General features: G+C 49.5%; 32 protein-coding genes. 29 read left to right on the forward strand and 3 right to left on the reverse strand.

Translation table 11 applies throughout. The features are described 5' to 3' along the window. The first annotated feature begins 130 nt into the window (after positions 1-130). Genes MKZ16_RS10145 through MKZ16_RS10155 form a run of 3 tightly spaced genes read left to right on the forward strand, consistent with a single transcriptional unit; the run spans position 131 to position 2,043 of the window. Positions 131-877: a manganese efflux pump gene (locus MKZ16_RS10145; protein WP_076104071.1), complete on the forward strand. Its 747-nt coding sequence runs from the start codon at positions 131-133 to the stop codon at positions 875-877. A gap of 9 nt (positions 878-886) precedes the next feature. Beyond that, entirely contained in the window at positions 887-1,483 is a 597-nt protein-coding gene (gene coaE / locus MKZ16_RS10150; RefSeq protein ID WP_076104070.1) for a dephospho-CoA kinase, read from the forward strand. Next, complete coding sequence (locus MKZ16_RS10155) at positions 1,480-2,043, forward strand: lytic transglycosylase domain-containing protein (RefSeq protein ID WP_036678971.1); 564 nt, start codon at positions 1,480-1,482, stop codon at positions 2,041-2,043. The genes coaE and MKZ16_RS10155 overlap by 4 nt, the downstream gene beginning before the upstream one ends. An 84-nt stretch (positions 2,044-2,127) precedes the next feature. Here MKZ16_RS10155 and MKZ16_RS10160 read toward each other — a convergent pair whose 3' ends face one another. Beyond that, positions 2,128-2,346, reverse strand: coding sequence for an alpha/beta-type small acid-soluble spore protein (locus tag MKZ16_RS10160; protein ID WP_036678974.1), 219 nt, complete (start codon positions 2,344-2,346; stop codon positions 2,128-2,130). 164 nt (positions 2,347-2,510) lie between these two features. Here MKZ16_RS10160 and nrdR point away from each other — a divergent pair, with 164 nt between their 5' ends. The 17 genes from nrdR (at position 2,511) to MKZ16_RS10245 (ending at position 12,608) form a co-directional block, all read left to right on the forward strand. Further along, positions 2,511-2,987, forward strand: a complete 477-nt coding sequence (gene nrdR, locus MKZ16_RS10165) for a transcriptional regulator NrdR (RefSeq protein ID WP_036678976.1) — start codon at positions 2,511-2,513, stop codon at positions 2,985-2,987. 445 nt (positions 2,988-3,432) lie between these two features. Next, positions 3,433-4,476: a tyrosine-type recombinase/integrase gene (locus MKZ16_RS10170; RefSeq protein WP_076104069.1), complete on the forward strand. Its 1,044-nt coding sequence runs from the start codon at positions 3,433-3,435 to the stop codon at positions 4,474-4,476. 742 nt (positions 4,477-5,218) lie between these two features. Next, a complete protein-coding gene (locus tag MKZ16_RS10175; protein ID WP_076104068.1) occupies positions 5,219-5,884 on the forward strand; it encodes a sigma-70 family RNA polymerase sigma factor in 666 nt (221 codons plus the stop codon). Positions 5,885-5,938: 54 nt separating this feature from the next. Beyond that, a complete protein-coding gene (locus MKZ16_RS10180) occupies positions 5,939-6,403 on the forward strand; it encodes a hypothetical protein (RefSeq protein ID WP_339815612.1) in 465 nt (154 codons plus the stop codon). After that, entirely contained in the window at positions 6,387-6,749 is a 363-nt protein-coding gene (locus MKZ16_RS10185; RefSeq protein ID WP_076104066.1) for a hypothetical protein, read from the forward strand. The genes MKZ16_RS10180 and MKZ16_RS10185 overlap by 17 nt, the downstream gene beginning before the upstream one ends. Then, positions 6,749-7,171, forward strand: coding sequence for a hypothetical protein (locus MKZ16_RS10190; RefSeq protein ID WP_076104065.1), 423 nt, complete (start codon positions 6,749-6,751; stop codon positions 7,169-7,171). The genes MKZ16_RS10185 and MKZ16_RS10190 overlap by 1 nt, the downstream gene beginning before the upstream one ends. Continuing rightward, entirely contained in the window at positions 7,171-7,563 is a 393-nt protein-coding gene (locus MKZ16_RS10195; RefSeq protein WP_076104064.1) for a hypothetical protein, read from the forward strand. The genes MKZ16_RS10190 and MKZ16_RS10195 overlap by 1 nt, the downstream gene beginning before the upstream one ends. A gap of 112 nt (positions 7,564-7,675) precedes the next feature. Continuing rightward, on the forward strand, positions 7,676-7,861 hold the full coding sequence (locus tag MKZ16_RS10200) for a hypothetical protein (protein ID WP_076104063.1): 186 nt from the start codon (positions 7,676-7,678) through the stop codon (positions 7,859-7,861). Between the two features lie 6 nt (positions 7,862-7,867). Beyond that, positions 7,868-8,071 carry a hypothetical protein gene (locus MKZ16_RS10205; RefSeq protein WP_076104062.1) on the forward strand — a complete coding sequence of 68 codons (204 nt, stop codon included), beginning with the start codon at positions 7,868-7,870 and terminating at the stop codon, positions 8,069-8,071. Next, the gene (locus MKZ16_RS10210) at positions 8,071-8,436 is read left to right on the forward strand and encodes a hypothetical protein (protein ID WP_076104061.1); all 366 of its coding nucleotides are present in this window, start codon (positions 8,071-8,073) and stop codon (positions 8,434-8,436) included. Before MKZ16_RS10205 ends, MKZ16_RS10210 begins: the two co-directional genes overlap by 1 nt. Before the next feature lie 15 nt (positions 8,437-8,451). After that, the gene (locus tag MKZ16_RS10215; protein WP_179089983.1) at positions 8,452-8,613 is read left to right on the forward strand and encodes a hypothetical protein; all 162 of its coding nucleotides are present in this window, start codon (positions 8,452-8,454) and stop codon (positions 8,611-8,613) included. 83 nt (positions 8,614-8,696) lie between these two features. Beyond that, on the forward strand, positions 8,697-8,864 hold the full coding sequence (locus MKZ16_RS10220) for a hypothetical protein (protein WP_179089982.1): 168 nt from the start codon (positions 8,697-8,699) through the stop codon (positions 8,862-8,864). After that, positions 8,819-9,073, forward strand: coding sequence for a hypothetical protein (locus MKZ16_RS10225; protein ID WP_339815617.1), 255 nt, complete (start codon positions 8,819-8,821; stop codon positions 9,071-9,073). Before MKZ16_RS10220 ends, MKZ16_RS10225 begins: the two co-directional genes overlap by 46 nt. Positions 9,074-9,099: 26 nt before the next feature. Next, the gene (locus MKZ16_RS10230; RefSeq protein ID WP_076104059.1) at positions 9,100-9,420 is read left to right on the forward strand and encodes a hypothetical protein; all 321 of its coding nucleotides are present in this window, start codon (positions 9,100-9,102) and stop codon (positions 9,418-9,420) included. Positions 9,421-9,597: 177 nt separating this feature from the next. Beyond that, positions 9,598-10,038, forward strand: a complete 441-nt coding sequence (locus MKZ16_RS10235; RefSeq protein WP_076104057.1) for a hypothetical protein — start codon at positions 9,598-9,600, stop codon at positions 10,036-10,038. 397 nt (positions 10,039-10,435) lie between these two features. Beyond that, positions 10,436-11,026 carry a DNA replication protein gene (locus tag MKZ16_RS10240; RefSeq protein WP_339815620.1) on the forward strand — a complete coding sequence of 197 codons (591 nt, stop codon included), beginning with the start codon at positions 10,436-10,438 and terminating at the stop codon, positions 11,024-11,026. A gap of 154 nt (positions 11,027-11,180) precedes the next feature. Beyond that, the gene (locus MKZ16_RS10245) at positions 11,181-12,608 is read left to right on the forward strand and encodes a DnaB-like helicase C-terminal domain-containing protein (protein ID WP_339815622.1); all 1,428 of its coding nucleotides are present in this window, start codon (positions 11,181-11,183) and stop codon (positions 12,606-12,608) included. On the opposite strand, the gene MKZ16_RS10250 is transcribed toward MKZ16_RS10245, so the two are convergent. Further along, positions 12,598-12,774, reverse strand: coding sequence for a helix-turn-helix transcriptional regulator (locus tag MKZ16_RS10250; protein WP_339815624.1), 177 nt, complete (start codon positions 12,772-12,774; stop codon positions 12,598-12,600). The genes MKZ16_RS10245 and MKZ16_RS10250 overlap by 11 nt on opposite strands. Before the next feature lie 414 nt (positions 12,775-13,188). Here MKZ16_RS10250 and MKZ16_RS10255 point away from each other — a divergent pair, with 414 nt between their 5' ends. From MKZ16_RS10255 to MKZ16_RS10265, 3 genes are all read left to right on the forward strand, one after another. Beyond that, positions 13,189-14,202, forward strand: coding sequence for a ParB/RepB/Spo0J family partition protein (locus MKZ16_RS10255; protein ID WP_076104053.1), 1,014 nt, complete (start codon positions 13,189-13,191; stop codon positions 14,200-14,202). Further along, on the forward strand, positions 14,195-15,388 hold the full coding sequence (locus MKZ16_RS10260) for a hypothetical protein (RefSeq protein ID WP_076104052.1): 1,194 nt from the start codon (positions 14,195-14,197) through the stop codon (positions 15,386-15,388). Before MKZ16_RS10255 ends, MKZ16_RS10260 begins: the two co-directional genes overlap by 8 nt. Before the next feature lie 101 nt (positions 15,389-15,489). After that, complete coding sequence (locus MKZ16_RS10265; protein ID WP_076104051.1) at positions 15,490-16,455, forward strand: toprim domain-containing protein; 966 nt, start codon at positions 15,490-15,492, stop codon at positions 16,453-16,455. Positions 16,456-16,497: 42 nt separating this feature from the next. On the opposite strand, the gene MKZ16_RS10270 is transcribed toward MKZ16_RS10265, so the two are convergent. Next, entirely contained in the window at positions 16,498-16,740 is a 243-nt protein-coding gene (locus MKZ16_RS10270; RefSeq protein WP_076104050.1) for a helix-turn-helix transcriptional regulator, read from the reverse strand. A gap of 245 nt (positions 16,741-16,985) precedes the next feature. On the opposite strand from MKZ16_RS10270, the gene MKZ16_RS10275 reads away from it, so the two are divergent. The 6 genes from MKZ16_RS10275 (at position 16,986) to MKZ16_RS10300 (ending at position 20,029) form a co-directional block, all read left to right on the forward strand. Continuing rightward, positions 16,986-17,519, forward strand: coding sequence for a hypothetical protein (locus MKZ16_RS10275; RefSeq protein ID WP_143758996.1), 534 nt, complete (start codon positions 16,986-16,988; stop codon positions 17,517-17,519). 216 nt (positions 17,520-17,735) lie between these two features. Further along, positions 17,736-17,894: a hypothetical protein gene (locus MKZ16_RS10280; RefSeq protein ID WP_155986541.1), complete on the forward strand. Its 159-nt coding sequence runs from the start codon at positions 17,736-17,738 to the stop codon at positions 17,892-17,894. Next, entirely contained in the window at positions 17,891-18,472 is a 582-nt protein-coding gene (locus MKZ16_RS10285; protein WP_076104048.1) for a hypothetical protein, read from the forward strand. The genes MKZ16_RS10280 and MKZ16_RS10285 overlap by 4 nt, the downstream gene beginning before the upstream one ends. 133 nt (positions 18,473-18,605) lie before the next feature. Continuing rightward, complete coding sequence (locus MKZ16_RS10290; protein ID WP_076104047.1) at positions 18,606-19,409, forward strand: hypothetical protein; 804 nt, start codon at positions 18,606-18,608, stop codon at positions 19,407-19,409. 10 nt (positions 19,410-19,419) lie between these two features. Then, positions 19,420-19,614, forward strand: coding sequence for a hypothetical protein (locus MKZ16_RS10295; RefSeq protein ID WP_339815628.1), 195 nt, complete (start codon positions 19,420-19,422; stop codon positions 19,612-19,614). Continuing rightward, a complete protein-coding gene (locus MKZ16_RS10300) occupies positions 19,589-20,029 on the forward strand; it encodes a hypothetical protein (RefSeq protein WP_076104046.1) in 441 nt (146 codons plus the stop codon). Before MKZ16_RS10295 ends, MKZ16_RS10300 begins: the two co-directional genes overlap by 26 nt. Positions 20,030-20,119 lie beyond the last annotated feature (90 nt).

Raw genomic sequence — 20,119 nt, forward strand, 5'->3', positions numbered from 1 at the left:
TTGTTGAAATAATAAGGTTGGCACCCACTACTTGTCCCGCCCATATACTGTGTGAAGAATGCTTAATAGAGAACGGAAGCTGAAACGATAAACTTTTCAGTTTGCCGGTTCTTCACAGGAGGGATTGCGGGTGCTCAGCCCATTATTTTCACTGCTATTGCTAGCGTTTGCCTTGAGTTTGGACGGTTTTGGTGTAGGAATTACATATGGGCTGCGTAAAATGAAAATACCACTGCTCTCCGTTCTGATTATCTCGCTCTGTTCGGGGGTAGTTATCTGTGTATCGATGCAGGTTGGGGTTTTGCTTGCTAAGGTAGTGTCTCCGAATGCAGCTTCTATGGTTGGTGCGGTTATACTTGTGCTAATGGGGTGCTGGTCGCTTGTTCAGATGCTGATGCAAAAAGAGAAAGATGCAGATGGCGGACGTAAAGCTGAAACGGTAGATGAGGGCTCATTTTCCGGGCAGGCTTGGGCAGAGGTAGCTGCTGATTCTGAAGCGGGTACAGAACCTGTTATGAATGATGAACCGTTGAAATCAGCTGTTTTTTCGCTTGAGCTTCGCCGTTTGGGGATTGTAGTGCAGATCTTGCGTACCCCGTCTTCTGCGGATATGGATGCCTCAGGAAGCATCTCTTCGATGGAAGCGATGATACTTGGGATTGCGCTCTCTCTGGATGCTTTTGGGGCTGGACTTGGCGCAGCGCTGCTTGGCTTCAATCCGATATGGACATCACTTACAATAGCTTTGTTTAGTGGTACATTTCTATTGCTGGGTATGAAGACTGGACTTAGATTTGCCGGGAACTACTGGATGAAGCATGCTGCCGCATTACCAGCGTTATTATTAATTGCAATGGGAATACTGAAGCTATTATGAGGTGAGTACATGATTATAGGCTTAACCGGAGGAATCGCATCCGGAAAAAGCACAGTGTCTGCACTGCTTGTGAACAAGGGAGCGAGGCTGGTTGATGCCGATGTGATCGCCAGAGAAGTTATGCTTCCCGGGCATGAAGTGTTGGCTGCTGCTGCTAAGCAATTTGGAAAAGAGATCCTTTTTCCGGATGGAACACTGAATAGGGCCAAATTAGGTGAAATCGTCTTTCAAGATCCGGTGGCCCTGCAAACCTTGAACAATTTGACGCATCCTGCCATCCGGCAGGAAATCAAAAATCGTATGTACAGCATGGAGCAGGAAGAGCCGAAGCGGCTTATTATTGTGGATATTCCGCTTCTTTTTGAATCAGGGCTTGAGACCCTGTTCCATGAGATTGTAGTAGTCTACGTTCCCCGTGAAGTGCAAATTACTCGATTAATGGAACGTAACAGGCTCTCTTTAGAAGAAGCAGAAGCGCGATTGAATGCACAGATGGATATTGAACAGAAACGTAATAAAGCGGACTACATCATCGACAACAGTGGCGATCTTGCGTACACTGAGCAACAGGTTGCTGTTTTTTGGGACAGGCTGGGTTTATCATGAAATGGTTACGTAAAAAAAGAGTACTGCTTCTGCTATTTGTTGGTTTTACGGCAATATTGTTTCTGAGTACAAACTGGATGTCGTGGTTTTATCCCATCCATTTTAAAGATGAGATTCGCAAGCACAGCATCACTTATGAGATAGACCCGTTTCTTGTAACCGCGATTATTCGTGTAGAAACGAACTTTAAAACTGGACGAGAATCCAAAAAAGGCGCACTAGGGCTGATGCAGCTTATGCCGGATACCGCGAAGTGGGCGCTGGAAAAGGCCAAGCTTCCAAACGTATCTATGGAAGAACTCAAGCATGAGCCTTCGGCTAATATTGAACTGGGTACATGGTATCTTTCAACTTTATCCCGTCAGTTCGAAGGTAAACGTACAGCAATTATCGCAGCCTATAATGCTGGACCCGGAAAAGTTCAACGCTGGTTGGACGAAGGGATCTGGGATGGGACAGATGCAACCATTAAAGATATTCCCATTGGTGAAACCAGGCATTATGTACAGCGCGTTAATTATTACTATGATCAGTACACGGACATTTACAAAGAATTTTAATTTCTACCGTGTTATGTATAAAAAGAAGTATTAAACGACCTGTAGGTCGTTTAATACTTCTTCAAAAAGCTTATGTTGGTCAGGTTATTTGTATTGACCTGCCAGTTGTTGTTCTGCCAGGGTTACAAGACGTTTAGTGATGTAACCACCGATCGAACCATTTTCATAAGAAGTTTTATTGCCTTGGTAACCATCTGGGGAAAGCGTGATTCCTAGTTCTTGGGCAACTTCGTATTTAAGTTGTTCCAAGGCACCGCGGGAATTTGGAGCTACAAGGTTATTGGAGTTGTTGCTTTGGCTCATTGCTGTTCACCTCCTCTGTTGGTAACTGTATTATGTGCCGGACTTGCCATTATCATTACAAGAAAAAAACGGTGATTTCTGGAAATAATAAAAAAGCCGTTCAAAAGCCGGATTTATAACATTCCGGGACCAATACCATTATGTAATAGGAAGTGATGAAGCTTATGAAATGCCCTTACTGCGATCACACAAATACTAAAGTGCTGGACTCGCGACCAGCGAATGAAAATAAGTCAATCCGTCGTAGGCGTGAATGTGAGCGTTGCAGCAAACGTTTCACTACTTTTGAAATGATTGAAGAGACGCCACTGATTGTAATTAAAAAAGACGGCAGCCGTGAGGAATTCAGTCGTGATAAAATACTCCGCGGTCTTATCCGTGCTTGTGAGAAACGGCCGGTTTCTGTGGAACGTCTAGAAAAGATCGTGTCCGAGGTTGAGAAATCTTTGCGCGGCATCGCCGTGGCTGAAGTGGAAAGCCAACAGATTGGTGAATTCGTAATGGAGCAGCTCTACCCAGTAGATGAAGTGGCTTACGTTCGTTTTGCGTCCGTATATCGCCAGTTCAAGGATATTAACATGTTCATGAAGGAACTCAAGGGGCTGCTGTCCAAGAGTACGGGAGAATTAGAGGGATTATAGGGTTTTGCCCAGTTAGGGCGTTACAGCCAGTCCTAGGGTCTGCTAGGAGTGCTTCTACTGGTTTGTTTCCTCTAAGTTCTCAGCGGGGAATTTGAGTGGAAAAATGAATTTTAAAAAAAGTGTTGACATAGAGGGCGATTTTTTATATTATATAGAAGTCGCCTACGACGCTTGAGTTTATCGGAACAACTCAATTACGACCAAACTAAAATTTAAAAATGTGTGATTACATACATCTGAAATTTCAGTTTGGGGCCATAGCTCAGCTGGGAGAGCGCATCGCTGGCAGCGCTATCGGCAAAATCCCGCAAATTACTCCGTTCTTTGTACGGTGACTGTAACGTTGACTATGCGGTGACATACGCAGATATGCGCTCCAAGAAAACGATGATATGCGTTATACAATCGGCTCTTTTCCGTAATAATACGGGAGGGGTTTTTTAGTTTGAGCGGAGATAAAAGTAAAGGTCGCGCGAGGAAAAGCGATAGGACATCCGATCGCCTGCGCTATTCACTCGACTACTTATTTGATTACTATTACCAGGCGAAGAAGTCGGAGGGGCGCGCAGTTAATACGCTCAAGACTTACGAGCAAAACTACGCGAGCTTTTGCGAATTCTTGGACATGCGTAAGATCGTTCGCGATATTCGTAATGTTACGGTAGAGACAGGGCGCGAGTATATTATATGGTTGCGCGATGAAAAGACGCGATTTAGCGATAATTGTAACGTACCGGATTCCGTTAGGACGGTCGGATTATTGCCGAAAGCTATAAACACGCGCGTTAAGAATTTGAAAACTATGTTTAAGTTTCTCCACGAAGAGGACGTTATCGACTCCGATCCTTTTACGTATTTAAAGAACGTGCAGGATATCGGACGTGAAATTGACGTTCTTGCAGCGGATGAATTGCGCGCACTATTGAATGCGCCGAACCAACGCAAGTATAGTGACTTCCGCGATTATGTTGTGCTTAACCTGTTAATCGACGGAATGCTGCGCATAGATGAAGCGTTGAGTTTACGTAAAGAAGACGTTGATTTAACAGCATGTTACGCGTCATTACGTAGAGAGGTAACGAAGACACGCAAGCCGCGCATCGTTCCTATTACGAAGCGGACGGCGAAGTTGATCGCGGAGTTGATACGTGAGACAACGGAGTTTGATAGCGAGCATATCTTTCTTACGAACTATGGTGAGCGGATGCAGCCGAACCATTTCCGCCATCAATTGAAGAAATACGCCGATCGTGCGGGCATAGAAAAACGGGTATATCCGCATTTACTTCGGCACTCTGGCGCTACGCTATTCCTTGAGGAAGGCGGATCAGAGCGTCATCTGCAGGTTATACTTGGACATGCTGACGGACGAATGACGAATCACTATACGCATTTATCGGATAAGAACGTTAAAAAGAATCACGATGAATTTTCGCCAATTAACGCCGTTATCGGTAAGTCCGAGCGGCCTCGTAAAATAATACGCTAGACATAACGTCGATCTCTTCGGAGGTCGGCGTTTTTTTTATTTTCCGTAGATGGTGCGGGAGCCTTAAGTCATTGCGGATATCTACGTATAAGGCACGCGGGAATTATTTTACGCAAAAGTGTGCGGCATTAAATCGGGCGTCGGCTTTATTAGTGTAAGCGGAGGGAGGCGCACAAATGGCGCAGGGTAAACGGATATTTTTTGTACTATTTCACACAAACGTTAACCCAAGCGCGCTACACATCCGTATCCATCACGCTCAAATAGCGCTGCAAATCGCCACCTTACGTATCACCGTTAAATCACCGTGAAATTAGCGGTTGAGATATGCGGGAGTGATAAGTCTACCCTCGCGCTATAAAAACGCCTAAATCAACGGTGATTTAACGGAAGAATGACGGAGGGCGAGCGGAGGGTATGGATAGGATCGCGGCGGCGGGGCGCATCGGACGTGTTTTCTCTTTTATGTTTTAAGATCGGCGCAGTTAACTATGTGTAATACAAGTCTAATCCGCGCTTCACCTGTTGTATCGGGACGGATTGTACTTTATCCGGTCCGAATTACTTATGAACGTAAGTGAATAAGTAATTTAAAAGCTTTTAAGATCTTAAAGTCTTTAAAAGATTTAATAAAATAACACAAGCTACCCGCGATGTCAATAACTTATTTATTCGCCGCACGCTTAACACTCAATCCGCGCATAAAATTTGCACTATTTCACACACGGAGGTATCGACGCTCATGAACGCTAAATTCCCGGATAACCCGTTACTCGGTCCGCAATCACGCGCCGACTTCATTACCGCTAACTTACCGCTAGTCGAAACGGTCATCAATCGCCATTTCCGCGCACAGCTCGCCACTACACGCACGCCGCGCACCGACGCGGTTAACGAAGGCGTGATCGGACTCCTTAACGCATATGACCGCTATAATGACGCCGCCGTTCCGTTTGGTTCGTTTGCATTTCCGCACATATACGGCGAGATCGCTAATGCGCTATCCCGGCGTCCGACTACCGGCATTAAGATCCCAGAGTGGTTATATCCGCTGATTAAGCGCATCAACTCCGCAGGCCTATCGGACGAGCAGCCGGAAGTTGTAGCGCAGGAACTCGGCATAAGCGCGGATAAAGCGCGCCAGGCTCTCCGCTGTATTCGGATTAAGTCTACGGAGGCGCTACCGGATATTGATACGCGGGGCCATGCGGACGATTATACGCACCTTGATACCAACGCATTCCTCGCTCGCTTAAAGCCGCAGCCTAAACGCATCATCCGCATGTTAATGGCGGACTATACGCAGTCCGAAGTGGGCCGTGCGCTAGGCATGTCGCGCCAATCCGTTCGCGCTACGGTCTTACGTGTCCGCGAGAATTACGAACGCTACGAAAAGATTAGCGCGTAGAGTGTACGTTTTCCCGAGTACCACGTTATATCAATAAACGGAGGTGTTAACGCTATGAAATTCCGCAAGAAACCCGTACTCGTCGATGCGGTCCAGTACACGCCGGGCCTCGAAGACGGTTACGCATGTTACGCAATTGATAGCGGTAGATTCGCCGGCTATCACGATAAGACAGCACTAATCCCGCCAGCTTTCCGTAAGGAGCCCGCAATTAAGACGCTCAGCGGATTCGAAGAGATACGCGCGGACGATTGGATTATAACGGGCGCGTCCGGTAATCGTTACGTATGTAGTCCGGAGGAATTTACGCAGACATACGAAGCCGCCGACGAACCGCCGCACGAGGACGAAGCGCACGCGGTAATAGAACGCGAATACAGAAACGCGATCATGTGTATCGCCGATCCTGCTGGCGGAGAATCGCAATGGGATAGCGGATGTGCTTACGGCATCGAGTTCGTGCTTAATACGCTAGGAATAAAAATCGAAGGAGTGAACGCTAATGTCAACGGAAATTAAGAAGGCGTTACTTCCGCAAGATGTCGCGGATACGCTTGTTGAGCTGCGCGGCCGCTACGAAATGTCTAACGAAGCTGTAGCGGGTATCTGGATGCAGACGGGTGGAGGTGTGTCTATTGCGACGCGAACTCTACGTAAGATATCGTTCGATACGTTAATGGTGGCGCTGTTCATCGGATACGACCGCGAAATGACGGAGGAAGAACGCAGGCATGACGCTATCCGGCGCGAATGGAAGAGACGGAATGCGTACCGTTATGACTCATATTATAACGACGGATACGCGGATGGGATCGAATTTGTACTCGGTGAGATGGGCGTAGAAATAACGGAGGTGAACGCGTAATGAAAACAAGCGAAGCAAAGGTAACAATTCCGCGCGAGGCTGCGGACAGAATCGAAGGTTTGCGGAGCTCAGCGCTGAGTAATGAGCGTATCGTAGACGTGTATGTTAGCGAAGGTCGCGGAACTCCGCCATCTACGAGGGGAATACGCTCAATCTCGTTTGACACGCTACTATCCGCACTCGTCAACGGATACGAACGCGAGCTGACGGAGGAAGAGGCGCGCGAGCAGGCGTTTGATAGTATCCGCAGCTACTACGCATGGCTTGGCGAACGAGAAAGGTGTGAAGGTATACGAGTAAACGGGAATCCTTTCGAATTTAAACGAGCTCAAACCGCTATACGTCTCACACTGAATGTGTTAGGTACGGAAATTTCCGGCATCAACGACGCAAAACTCTACGAAAAAGGAGGCGCTGCCTAATGTTAAACGCACAGCTCACGCCAGATTACGTAATCCAATCGGACGCCAACGCCCAGAACTTCGTTATCAAACGTCGCCGCATCGTAGACCCTACGCAGGCTCCCGTATATAAAGCGGTTCAGGGAGCGCCAGCTCCCGTTAAACGTGAGGTGTGGGACGACGCCGCTTATTATCCGGTGTCTACGGGCGGCTTACGCGCAGCCCTCGATTACGTACGCTTCAAGGCGGCGGTCAGCGCCGACACAGCGAGCCTTGCGGAGTTTATTACGCTACTGCAGGCGGAGACATTGCGGATGACAAGCGCGTTAGAAGGGGCGGTCGATACATGGCCGGAGATACACGTTGTCCTAGCGTCTAAACAGCGCGTAATTAGCCCCGAAGACGCTGCGTAAGTGTTAGCGGAAGGGGCGCTATAAAACCACCTATTTACCGCCGAAAATCAGGCGTTTACACACCTTCGCCATATTTGCGCGGAGTTATTATACGAATAAGGGAGCGGATGAAATGACAGTACGCATAGGAAAGCCGATGGCTCCGGGAACATACGCAATCTATATCGGCAATAAAATCGTCGAGGTCGTATACGCAAGAAATCGCAAGCAGGCGGACGAGTGGGCGTTTAAACAATACGGAGCGAGCGCGCAGATATTCGAGAACGCGCATGCTGCGGATATTACGTGGGAGGTGTAGCGGAGAATGGACTTATGGGCGAAGGCAATAGCGGAGGCCCGCGAGATGCTGCAGGCGGACTACCGCGATAAGTACGTAGCGGTCGACGGCTCCGGCGTTTACAAGTGTGTCGGCCAGAACTTTTACACGCGGGAAGTCACGTTGGAGACTCCGTTCGGCCGCGTTGAGGTGTCGGTAGGACGCGTAAAGATTGCGGGAGGTGTGGCGTAATGACACGCGAAGAGATAGTCGCAAAGTGGGCGGAGTTATGCGCAAGGGAACGGGACGTGTGGATTGCGGAGGTTGTGTTCGGATTAAACGTAGAATACGAGAATGGTGAACCCTACGTATCCGACTTCGGATTTGGCCGTGTTATGGACGAGTACACAACGGACATTTCCGCAGCGTGGGCAGTGCTTGAGGCGTTCGAGTATCATACGGTAGGAACGCATGTAGACGGAAGTTATCGAGCGCAGGTCGGACGTTGGGACGGAAAGCCCGGCAGTCGTATCGTAGACGCATACGCGGAGACAGAGCCGGAAGCGGTATGTCTCGCGGCCATTATCGCCAAGTTAACGGAGGTGACTAGCTCTTGATACAGGAGCGGCACATTGAGGTCACACTGGCGGCTGTATACGGTGGGCAGTCCGTTCCGCGATGATGATGCGGAGTTTGTAGCGGAGTGCTTACGCGTTGGGGCTCCGTTCTCGCAGACACAAGCGGCACAGCGCGCTTATCAAGCGTACTTACAAACGGAGAAGGAGGCAGCGTAAGTGAAATTCGAAAGTGTAGCGGACATAATAGCGCATTATCGCGGGGAGAAGCCCGCAGATACTAAAGACGAGGAGGATGCGGAATGTTCGACTTAGGCGACCGGATTGTACGGTATCTCGCGGGGAAGGCGCTAATTGCGCTAGGACTCATTGCGGCAATCGTATCGATATTGCTGAGCGCAGATGTGGCGATAATTGTATCGCTGTGTGTAATCGTAATCGGAAATATTCTAACGTTAGGGGCGGCGTAATTATGGCGAAGGTTAAGCGTATCTTGACGGTACTCTGGCGCGTAGTCAATACGGACGTGTTCGTTTACACTGCGATAGGACTCGCGGCCGCTGCGTGGCTGTCACACGAAGGCATGCCGCTGAATTTCGTAGGCACGGCGATAGTGGTCGTATCGTGGCCGCTGCTCGCGTTTGTAGCGTTCATGTCGTGGTCCGGGATTCTAGCGTAGATTGATATCGAAAGGGGAACGTAATTATGACGGAGATTAAACGGGATTTAAGCGCGGACTTAGCGATCTGCAGCGCGGCGCAACCAGGACCGTGGCTGCGTTTTACGGAGTGGGGACGTGAGGTTGTGCGGGACGACACGTTTGCGGACGTAATTTCTATCGGAGGACCACATGACGGTGAGTACGTAGATATGTCTCCGGAAGACGCAACGTTCATCGTCGAAGCGCGCACCGGTTGGCCTCACGCAATTGAACGGGCGATTAGAGCGGAGGCGGAAGTTGAGTCCCTGCGTATGCAGCGCGATTCGCTCGAAGCTACACTACAACACTATCGGGGGTATGCGTAATGAGTAGCGCCTGTCAGTGCCACGTAGAGGGCGCGTTCTGCTTCTATTGCGAAGTGTACTCGCCGGTTGTTGCGGAGAATGAGCGGTTACGCGCCGCCCTCGAACGGATGGACGACCGCAAACACGGAATGATTCCGCGCTCAGTTATGGCGCGAATCGCGAAGGAGGCGTTAGATTATGGCACCACGCAAGAAAGCGCCGCCTAAACCGAAAATCACCGCCGACCAACGTAAAGACTGGCGTAATCTACCTCTCGCGGATTGGAATACGCTGACCGTCCAGGTGATGATTACGGAGCTCAATCGCGAGCGTTACGGAGTGGAAACGTACATTCCGGCTGCAGGCGGTTATCGCTTCGAACAAGGCGTAATCAAACGTGCACTAACGCTATATGGTGCGGAAGCTTTACGCGAGACGATCGAACGTGCTTTCGCGGAACATCGCGTAACAACGGAATATCCGCAGTTAACAGCGGGCTTTTTGATAACGTGGTTACTGCCCCGCCTTATGCCGCAAGTCCTTGCGAACGGGCAACGTAAGGAACGGGTAAAGGCAGCGCAGGAACAAGCGGTGGTAAATGGCGGGATGACTGCGGAGGAATTGGCGGAGTTTTTATAATAGACACACTTTAGGATTACACTTATTTTGGAAATAACAGATAAAATAGGTCGCATTCGACAACATTCTTGTGTTTTTATTATCACAATTACCTGCGTAATTCAAGTACCTAAAACACAACATTTTTCAAGCGTTTTTGTAAGAGGACAGATCGATTGCTAGGTGATATGTTGTTTATACGAAGGGAGGAACGCAATTGACGCACGCTAAAAAATGCATATTATCCGGATATTGCACGCTAGCCGACACCGCCAAGTGTAACTCGCGCTGTCCGTCGTTCATCGCTTGCCACGGCGCAAATGGACTCGGAGGACGCGTAGGTGCGGCGAATATACCTGCGGACTACAAAGGTATTACGCTCGCCAATTCGCCAGCACGCGAAGCACTTGCGCGAGGTATGACGGGGGAGTACCGCGCTTATAGCGTGATCGAGCCATACGCCAGGACTTTTGCGCGGCAATTCGGTGATATGGAAGTGGGACGTATTAAATCGCTGTACTTATATAGCGAAGGGCCGGGAACAGGAAAGACGACGACGGCTTCCGCATTAGGCAACGAATGGATTATCCGACACTATATTGGCAGTATCCAGCGTGGAAAGCAGCCGTTAGAATGTCCGGTTTATTTTCTTGATGTCAACGAGTGGCAGACATTATATACGGAGTTTACGCGTCCTAAAGTTCCGGAAGATGTAGCCGGACCCGCATCGCGCGAATACTACCGCCGGATGCAAGCCGTTAAGCGCGCACCATTCGCGATCCTTGATGATATAGGCGTACGTGATGCCTCCGATGGTTTCCGCGGTGATTTACACAGCGTTATAAATCATCGGGCCGCGAACAGTCTACCGTCTGTTTATACGAGTAACGTACTCATGTCGGATTTGATCGCGGTATTCGATAAGCGGCTACAGGACCGTATTCGCGAGCAGTGCGCAGAGATACAATTTGTGGGCGAGAGTAAGCGAGGTCTGCGTAAAACGGCGTAAATAGACGTTAAGATGCGATTTCGGGAGAACGCATGGTATCACGCGATAATCGCGGCTATATTCGACAAATTGCGCTATGATAACGCACTGAGAATACATTAACGTACTTAATTATTTCCTAATGCCGTCCAATAATTTATAAATAATCCCAACTATGTCGAATGAATATCGTCTTATATGGGAGTTGGGTGTTAGGTTAAGCGAGAGTAAAATAGGAGGTGTACCTATGGCGGCGCACGGTCAGCAATTACTATCTAAGATCGTAGACACCGGCGATGTCCAAACGTTAACACGGCTCGGCATTAAGCGAACAGACTACGCCACGGAAGGCGAACAGCGCGCGCATGACTTCGTTGTTAAGTACGCGGCAGATAACGGCGGAGTAGCGCCATCGCTATCGACTTTCGTAGCGGAATTTCCGGACGAGGTGTGCGCATATATACCCGGCGTTACGGACTCATTCGACTACTTAGCGCGGGAGTTAAAGGATGCGGCGGGCAAACGTGCGACAGCGAAGCTTCTAAGTGATCCGAATATGCAGCGCGATTTCGACACAAAGACAACGGAAGAGTTTGTCGCATCATTGACGAAACAGCTCGAACGGATTAAACTGGAAACACGAACGAACATTCGTATATTAACAGACGTTTCCAGCGAGACGGATAAGTTTCTAGCAGAGTATCGAGCACGGAAAGCCGGAACGTCATTTCGTATCTGGCGCAGTAAATTCGCATCTATTAACGATCAAATTGGCGGTTATTTCTCCGGCAACACTTATGCGTGGTATGCGCGATCCGGTCGCGGTAAATCCGTTCTAGTAATGGAGGACGGCGCGATCGAAGCTGCGTTTCAGGGCGCAACTGTTCTCGTATGGGCGTTAGAGATGTCGGAGTTCGAATGGATGGCGCGAGCTTACTCGTCAATCAGCTCACGTAACGGACTATTTAATGCGAACATCGACGGAGTGGATTACGCGGCAGGCTTCGAAAATAAGGCGCTATTAATGGGGCGCTTAACGGACGAGTTCGAAACGCAGTTTGAGACGTTCCTCCGTACGCTGAACGAATTGATCCCAGGGCGCATTATACTCCGCGCTGCAGATAGCGAAGGCTTTACGGAGCGAGGAATCACGCAATTAGAGGCGGACATTCGCGAAACAGAGGCGGACGTAGTTGTAGTCGATCCGATATATCTCATGGATTACGAAGCGAACACGTCACGGGTAGCCGGCGGTGATGTGGCGGCGACCTCCGTTAAGCTTAAGCGCTTGGCGGGGCAGACGAAGACCGTAATTCATCTCGTAACACAAGCGGAGGAAGATGCGTCAGAAAAGGGCGAAGATGGAGTACGCGAGCTGCGGCCGCCAAAACGTGCGGAGCTTAAGAAGTCGAAAGCGATACTTGAGGATGCCGCGAACATTTTCGGTATAGATACGCTGGCACACGAAGGGCGCGGAGTAATCGAGCTCGGAAAAGGGCGCAACGGTGGTGAGGATACGCGCGTGGAAATCGTGTATCTGCCGAATTGGGGCATCGTACAGGAAACGGACTTAGCGAATGAGGCTGCGAAATTTAATCCGTAGCCGGCACGAACTCAACTACGTCCTCAATACGGCACCCTAAATAATCGCAGATGACCGCTAGGGTTTCAATCGAAACGGCTTTATCGTTATACAGTCGACTCATAGTGTTTCGGTTGATTCCCGTAGCCTCTTCTACTTCCTTGCGTGACAGATTGCGTTCTGCCATGCGGATTCTAAACGGTTTATAACTTTGGACTAACGACATGGTCTCACCTTTTCATCTTTCGGGATACCTTTAGTATATCTTTTTTCTGACGAAAGTATACATTATGCATAACAAGTTAAGAAAAATGATTGACGAATTAAGAAAATGCGAGTATGCTTGTCATATTAAGTTAAACAACCGCATACACACGCTGAAAGATATAACCCGCACTACCACCTCCGCAATACAATTTCCGCAATAACCGCCGGAATAGACGCCTGTCGACGCCGAACCCAAACCCACGCAAGACAACCTCCGCTTAAAATGTTACGGAGCCGGACGTACCCCATACGCCGCCCCGACGACAGCTACGCCGACCCCTTCGGCAAGCAGCGCGAGGTTATCTTGCGTTATTACTATATAGGAGGCCGAAAGATGAATGCAGAAGCCAAACAAAAGCCCGCCGAAACGCACATAGCGTCGTTATCGCAAATAACCGTCGGACGCTATCAAGTATGGAAGAGTATGGACAAGGAGCGCTACGAACAATTTCGTGAGAACATCCGCGTTAACGGAATACAAAACGCGATCCACGTCGACGAAGACTACGTTATCCTCGACGGACACCACCGTTACCGCGCCGCGATTGATTGCGGACTTGAATATGTAGTTGTTACGAGGCACCTCGCGCTAACGGACGAAGAAAAAGAAGGCGCGGCTTACCAATTGAACACGTTAGGCCGCAGTATATCGAAGAAGGAACGCCAAGAAGCCGCGATAAACTTGCGTCGGGCAGGCAAGAGTTACCGGTTGATCGGCGAATGGCTAGGCATTGACCCTAAGACAGCGTTCAATTGGACGAAGGATAGGGCGGAGGGTGCAACTGTAGAAAATTCCACGGTTGCACTCGTAGAATCAGCGGATGGCAAACAGCGTCCAGCAACCGCAACGGCGGAACCCGCGATTATCGAACGCGCCGAACGCATCCAAGCGCACATCGACGAAGGCAGCACCGTTGAACAGGCGGCGTTGGCGGAGGGCGTATCACGAAGAACCGCGTTTAACGATTTGAAGCGTCTGGAAACGTTAGAAGAAGAGCCGGACGAGCCTGACGAAGATGAGGCGTACATTCCCGCTAAGCCAGCGATCGACCCGCGCATCTTTGAGTTAATCGAGTATTCGGCGCGGACGGCTGCGGAGGTTAAAGATTACGGAGAGTTACCGCTCGGGCCGGACCGCTCGTTACTGCGATTCTTTCACGAGAGTCTGCGCCCATTCGTCGGCAACTTGTCGATGTCAGCCGGAGACTATACGCGGGCAACGGATGAGATGGCGAAAGAGCTTTATATGGAACAGTTGGGTTTTATGGCGGAGATATCTTTGCGGATGTTAATCGAGCACGATTATAGTAGGGCAGAAAAAATAATGGAGGCGATAGCAAATGAGTAGAGTTAAAAAGGGAGTAGCATTGTTGGAGAAGTTTCAATCAGCACAGGAAAAAGTAGGGACTATAGACACCGCGCAGACTGCGTATTTCCGTAAAAAGGGCGTAAGTATCTTAGAGGAGTCAGAGATGCCCGCGTTTGGTTTTAAGAAGATAGGACTAGACACGACGGATAACGCGTTTAAAAGTATTCCTGCGAATTGCGCAATACCAAGTGTGCGTATGCAGGGAGTAGCCATCGAGGAGTCTGTTATTGCTTCAATCAATATTAGTTCATTCCGCAACTTTTCCGAGGTTGTTACAGACGACGTACTAACTTGGAAGAGAATACCCGGAAAAATAAAAACACATATAGGCGCAGGCTGGGACGATAAATTGTCGGACGCCATAAACGAGCAACTACTCAAAAATATGTTATACCAAATGCTTATTGGCGGGGTTGAGTTCGATGTACGCGAAGAGATAATAACTGTGCAGTCACTTGTACGCTACATCCTACAAAAGCCAGGTGCGTCCGCACTCAGAACCTTTTTCAAGCAAGCGGGAATAGACACAAGTGACAGCCTAGCAGTATATCAAGCATGGTCTCGGGAGGGTGTGCGCGGACTAATCACGGACATATACGCGCGTAATCCGTATTTTAACGCGACAAGCAGAGAAGTTGTGTCCGAGTATAATAAATACGTAGCAACTAACGGCGTTGTCGATTTATCGCAATTCGGTGTGCGCAAGGATATCGTAGAAGATTCACAGGAGTTTTCCGCATTTGACGGACAAGGGCGTATATTGACAGTAATGGAGGCGTTCATTAGTAGGAAGCGTGGGACGGCAATTGGTAAGGCCGCGCAAAGGTCCATAGGCAATCGTGGAGGTTTACCAAAAGTTTCAGACGGGGAGAATCTCAAGTTGGAGCGTGCGCTGTCCCGTAAGCAGTATGTATACTGTCAGGATAACAACATTTCTGAACGTGATTATTGGACTCTTTTTGACGCGGAGTTCATAAAGCGGTATAACGTGTCCGTGGATCAGAAGTTTCGCGAAAGCGGCACAGTAGGAAAGCCGGGCTGGACAATGCCTAAGTATCTACGTGCCACCGCACTATTGCCTCAAGCTGTCCAAATTGCGGAACACCTCTCTCAAAGGGCCGCAATCGGACGTCGCCTGAATATTGTCATTACTCCATCATTCTAATCCATAGACAAGTATACAACAATTATCAACTAAATGGAAGATGGCCGCGTTAATTGCTACAGCCATAGCGCGGCCTTATTTGAGTCTGCGGAGGTGAATATATGAACGCTACTATTACGATTAATCACGAACTCTTTCTCGCGGCCGTCGAACGTTATCCCTGGCGCAATGTCCAGCCGAATAGCCGCGGACGCCTAATCGCATCCTCGCCGTTCGGCTTACGCGCGGATAACACTCCGTCATTCTCCGTAGTTATCGATACTGACGCGGAGAGCTTCGGATGTTGGAACGATGCCGGCGCGGTAGATCCGGAGTGGGCACGTGGAAGCCTGTTGAAGCTTTACAGCTTCCTGCGCAACATTACGCTGCGGGAAGCGTTTGAAGAGTTAACGGTTGCTGACGTGGACGAGCGTCCTACGCTACGTATCCGATTGAACGCGCCCGAAACGCAAGCTGCTATACGTAAGCCAATCGATATGTCCCCGTACATACAACGAGAGATTCCGTACTTAACTAATCGAGGAATAGCGCCAGTTATACAGCGGCTTTACAGCTGCGGCTACGACGTTGCGAAGAATGCGGTAGTTATGCCGTGGACAAGCCCGATCGGAACGTTCCTTAACGCAAAGTGGCGGTCAACTTACGGTAAACAATTCTGGTATGCGCGCGGAGGGGCTCCGGTCAAGTCGATGATATACGGAATAGATATCGCTTATCGGCGGAATATCAAGCGCGCGGTTATCGTAGAGGCTGAGATCGACAGCATGTCCGCTAGTACGGCGGGTACGTTCGGCTTAGCGGTCGGCGGATCGGAGTTTACCGAGGAAAAGGCGAATCTACTGCGGCGTAGTCCGATCGAGGAACTATTGATTGCGGGCGATAACGATGCCGCCGGCGAAAAGCTGCGGTGGGAGATCGAAAGAAAGATGCGCGGGTACGTGCGATTATACAACGTAGAGATTCCGAACAGCGCGAAGGATTTTAACGCGGCGGGTATTGCGGCAACTAGAGAAGCATGCGAGGCAGCAAAACGGATAGATGCGATTCGCGTGCGTTTGTGTACGTGAAATGTCGTAAAATTTGACGACTTTTTGTCGGTACGAACGAAATTAATCGTCCGTTGCCTTAACGGGAGCTTCTTCCCATTCGTACAAGTCGTACGGGGAGTCAAGACCGAGAACTTCCGCAATCGTCCGCGCTTTGTCGAGGCCCATAACGCCCACACGTTTCCGGTCGTTTATCCAGTGACCGATTTGCGAACGGGAGTATCCGGTCCTGCGGCTAAGCTCAGCCTGCGATAGTTTACGATCTTTGAGTAGCGCCCGAAGTCGGCATTCACCGACAACGTACATTTATGAGCGCCTCCGATACTTTGCGAAATGATAACTTAATTATTCTAACATATTTTTCTTGTAAAAGTGTGCGGGGCATTTGAGCATGTCGGCTTTATATATGTAAGGCAGACAAGCATTGAAATTATAAATATCTCTTGAGGAGTTGTTGAGTATTGAACTTTGAAAAATTGAATAAGCTCGCCGCTGCATATTTAGCGGATGGCACGGACGGCACCTTTTCCGAAATGTACAAAGAGGCGGGCGTGCTGTTCCGCCAGATTAACCGTAGCCGGATCGTGTTTTCCCGAATGGGCGACGCCAACGATGCGGACGAGCTACTGGATTCCGTTATCCTTAAGGTGATCACCAAATCATCGGATAATTTTGGATCGCTACTGCTGAAAGCACTTCGTGAAGCGCAGTTAGATTATTTCAAGACAGAGCAGCGCCGACGGAAACGTTTCGAACTTTCCATTGATAACGAGTCGCCAAACTCGGAGGTTATGGAAAGAGACGGTGATGAGCGTCCCGTAGAAACGGCAGTTGAACTCCGTCAACGTAAAAAAAGAACCGACCAGTTGAGGCTGATCGATTCCCTTACTCGGTCCGCCAAGACCGATACCGCGACGACTACAATCGTCGAAGCATATTTGTTCGCGCCGCTAGACGCAAAGCCCACGGAGATCGCAAGATCACTTGGGATACACCATGAGACAGTTAAACGTAAGCTTCGCAGACTTGCTCGCCGTTACGACGCCAATCGCTTCGGTGATGTCCGCGAATACTTAGCCGTTTAAATGATTTTCGGAACGGGCTATCGGGCATGATGTCCGTTCCAGTATTAATTATATCACAAAGATTTAAAGATATTCCGGTGGTATTAGTTACCTTATGTATATGATTTCCTAAATATATCCATTCAATACTTCACGTTTTCAATATTACGCAAAAAATTTGCGGTTGTCAACGCTTATTTAACTGCGCCTACTATTTATTAACCGGAGGTTAACGCCATGAATCGTATAAAAAACGTTACTCATATAAATACACGCAATCCCCACGTTTCAAACAGATTGGTCGATCGCATATATAACGGAGGCTTCGAAAACTACGAAGACACAGCGGATTATATCGATATCCGTAGCGTTATGAAGGGGCGTGTCATCGCATGAGAAGTGATGCGAAAGCGGTCGCGATTGATCCGCAAGCTGGCACGCATTTTATCGGCAAAATCTTCGTTAGTCCACACGCTTGCGACCGCGCCGTCGAGCACTTCGGCATTGACCGCTCAAAAGCGCCTATGTACGTAATGGACATGCTGCGTAAGGCTACGTTAGTTTCACCGCTAGTTGTCGACGAGGACGGTAAGCCTGCGCGCATGTTCGCTTATCGACGGATTGCGTTTCTTATACATCCGACGGAATCTACGGTCTTTACATTATATCCGCAACACAAAGCGTCCGAATCGCTACGTAGTCCAATTGAGCGTATTATTCTACGGGCGGTTAGCGCAGCGGAGCGCAAGGAAAAACGCGAGTTAAAACGGATTAGCGTCCGTAAAGCGGAGTTATCCGTAGAACGTGCGCAACTTGATCTCCGCCGAGCTAAGTCGGAATCCGCGCGTGTAGCTGCGGAAATGACTGCGAAAATATCCGGAATTGATGCGGAAGCGACGCGCCTGGAACGTGAGTTACTGGAAATTCAGCGCGAGAAAACGACGCTAATGAAAAGTGTTGTAGCGTATGTATAACGATGAGCTGCGCGTATATCCTACGCCAGCAACGCGGTATTAACGGCGGATAACAACGATATAAGCACGTTAGTGCCGCGTTGCGGACGTAGGAAGCTATAGTCCGAAATAAACCGAAAAGGAACGTGATCGAATGTCGATGTTTACGAAGGTAGGCGCAGAGGCAGCGGCGGCAGGTAACAACGAAGGAGGCGCGAAGGAGAGTCCGATTACTTCGTTTAAATCCGGAACAGCGCTAAAGGTTGGCGTTAAGTCGATTAACGACGTGGCGGAGTATTACGGTTACAGCATCTTCAAGAAAGTGAACACGTTCGTTCCTAAGAATCCCGCAACACGTAATGCTCGCGGTTATATTGACGCTAATCCGACCGTATGGGATCAAGCGGCTGCGCTCCTTTATAAAGAGGCGGACACAGCGAAGAATGCCGGCGCCAGTGAAGACGCAGTTAAGAAGATTACGGATGAGGCGTATTTGTATCGCGGAAAGAAACGTTTCCTTCGCGCATTCTTCGACTTAGCGACTGGTAAGGACGTAGTAGTCGATCTGAGTCCGAAGCAAGAGGAAACGCTCAAAGCCGTTATCAAGAAGTACGAGAAGAAGCTCGGAACAATCGCGTTCGAACTCGCTAAGACCGGATCGAGCACAAACGCAGTCGTCGCGCTGTCTCCGATCATTGACATGGACGAAGACCTCACGCCGGAAGAACGCGCTAACTTCGCTAAGCTCGTGGCGGCACCGTTCGACTTAGCGGATTTCGAAACGTGCTTATACGTAGCCGATGACGCTGAGCAAACGAAGAATCTCGTAGTCGCGGGTTTTGATATCGGACGACTTGGACTGTCTATCGGAGCGAGCGCGGGAACTAGTACACAGACTCCGCCGCCAGCCGACGACGGGGCTCCTATCGATATCTCCGAAGAGGATCTTCCGTTTTGATGCGGAGGTTATGGCGCCAACTCAAACGAATATTCCGGAGGTGTCCGCTAGCATGTGCGTAGCAACTTTAGAACGGACGCAACTCTTAGCGTCAGGTAACAACGGTAATAAACCGCCGGTCCGCGTGTTGGTTGCGCTGGCTGGCGGTGACGGCCGCGATAATTATAACGAGAGAGGACGTGGTTCAGACGGCACATATTACTGAAATAACCGGTAAGTATTCGGAGTTAGCGGCGCGTCTTGCGTTATTAGCTAACGGGTGGCTCGTTCACCAAGCGGAGACAGACGAGGCGTACGATATCTTAGCGCGCGATCCATTAACGGGCTATTACGCGAAGATTCAGGTGAAAACGATTCACCAACGAACCGACCGCGCTGGCGACTTGGTAGTGTATGCGCGTAAAGGTAACGGGACTACGTATGACCATTCCGAGGCCGACTACTTTGTGGGCGTATGGGCGGTCGAGGGCGAAGTTCCCCGCATCTTTATGTTTGAGAATCGGCTTATTAGCGAGTATTGGGCGTCAGAAGCGAAGGCGGCTACGCGTTGGGTCGAATTGTCATTAGCGCTAAATAGAGGGGCGTGCGGTGGAACAGTCCCGTTGCCGTCCGTAGCCTAGTCCGGATCAATCGTAAGGTTAACGCATTATCGGGGCGGAGGAGCTAACGGTAAGCGCCGAAGGCTCAGTCCCAACGAAGGAGACCCGTAT

It is taken from the genome of Paenibacillus sp. FSL R5-0928, from assembly GCF_037970385.1.
GTDB lineage: Bacteria > Bacillota > Bacilli > Paenibacillales > Paenibacillaceae > Paenibacillus_AQ > Paenibacillus_AQ odorifer.

Coding starts and splice junctions, on each gene's coding strand:
- coaE (WP_076104070.1), top strand. CDS start 887: ATGATTATAGGCTTAACCGGAGGAATCGCATCCGGAAAAAGCACAGTG.
- MKZ16_RS10155 (WP_036678971.1), top strand. CDS start 1,480: ATGAAATGGTTACGTAAAAAAAGAGTACTGCTTCTGCTATTTGTTGGT.
- MKZ16_RS10160 (WP_036678974.1), bottom strand. CDS start 2,346: ATGAGCCAAAGCAACAACTCCAATAACCTTGTAGCTCCAAATTCCCGC.
- nrdR (WP_036678976.1), top strand. CDS start 2,511: ATGAAATGCCCTTACTGCGATCACACAAATACTAAAGTGCTGGACTCG.
- MKZ16_RS10175 (WP_076104068.1), top strand. CDS start 5,219: ATGAACGCTAAATTCCCGGATAACCCGTTACTCGGTCCGCAATCACGC.
- MKZ16_RS10180 (WP_339815612.1), top strand. CDS start 5,939: ATGAAATTCCGCAAGAAACCCGTACTCGTCGATGCGGTCCAGTACACG.
- MKZ16_RS10185 (WP_076104066.1), top strand. CDS start 6,387: ATGTCAACGGAAATTAAGAAGGCGTTACTTCCGCAAGATGTCGCGGAT.
- MKZ16_RS10190 (WP_076104065.1), top strand. CDS start 6,749: ATGAAAACAAGCGAAGCAAAGGTAACAATTCCGCGCGAGGCTGCGGAC.
- MKZ16_RS10195 (WP_076104064.1), top strand. CDS start 7,171: ATGTTAAACGCACAGCTCACGCCAGATTACGTAATCCAATCGGACGCC.
- MKZ16_RS10200 (WP_076104063.1), top strand. CDS start 7,676: ATGACAGTACGCATAGGAAAGCCGATGGCTCCGGGAACATACGCAATC.
- MKZ16_RS10205 (WP_076104062.1), top strand. CDS start 7,868: ATGGACTTATGGGCGAAGGCAATAGCGGAGGCCCGCGAGATGCTGCAG.
- MKZ16_RS10210 (WP_076104061.1), top strand. CDS start 8,071: ATGACACGCGAAGAGATAGTCGCAAAGTGGGCGGAGTTATGCGCAAGG.
- MKZ16_RS10220 (WP_179089982.1), top strand. CDS start 8,697: ATGTTCGACTTAGGCGACCGGATTGTACGGTATCTCGCGGGGAAGGCG.
- MKZ16_RS10230 (WP_076104059.1), top strand. CDS start 9,100: ATGACGGAGATTAAACGGGATTTAAGCGCGGACTTAGCGATCTGCAGC.
- MKZ16_RS10235 (WP_076104057.1), top strand. CDS start 9,598: ATGGCACCACGCAAGAAAGCGCCGCCTAAACCGAAAATCACCGCCGAC.
- MKZ16_RS10240 (WP_339815620.1), top strand. CDS start 10,436: ATGACGGGGGAGTACCGCGCTTATAGCGTGATCGAGCCATACGCCAGG.
- MKZ16_RS10245 (WP_339815622.1), top strand. CDS start 11,181: ATGTCGAATGAATATCGTCTTATATGGGAGTTGGGTGTTAGGTTAAGC.
- MKZ16_RS10250 (WP_339815624.1), bottom strand. CDS start 12,774: ATGGCAGAACGCAATCTGTCACGCAAGGAAGTAGAAGAGGCTACGGGA.
- MKZ16_RS10255 (WP_076104053.1), top strand. CDS start 13,189: ATGAATGCAGAAGCCAAACAAAAGCCCGCCGAAACGCACATAGCGTCG.
- MKZ16_RS10260 (WP_076104052.1), top strand. CDS start 14,195: ATGAGTAGAGTTAAAAAGGGAGTAGCATTGTTGGAGAAGTTTCAATCA.
- MKZ16_RS10265 (WP_076104051.1), top strand. CDS start 15,490: ATGAACGCTACTATTACGATTAATCACGAACTCTTTCTCGCGGCCGTC.
- MKZ16_RS10270 (WP_076104050.1), bottom strand. CDS start 16,740: ATGTACGTTGTCGGTGAATGCCGACTTCGGGCGCTACTCAAAGATCGT.
- MKZ16_RS10280 (WP_155986541.1), top strand. CDS start 17,736: ATGAATCGTATAAAAAACGTTACTCATATAAATACACGCAATCCCCAC.
- MKZ16_RS10285 (WP_076104048.1), top strand. CDS start 17,891: ATGAGAAGTGATGCGAAAGCGGTCGCGATTGATCCGCAAGCTGGCACG.
- MKZ16_RS10290 (WP_076104047.1), top strand. CDS start 18,606: ATGTCGATGTTTACGAAGGTAGGCGCAGAGGCAGCGGCGGCAGGTAAC.
- MKZ16_RS10295 (WP_339815628.1), top strand. CDS start 19,420: ATGGCGCCAACTCAAACGAATATTCCGGAGGTGTCCGCTAGCATGTGC.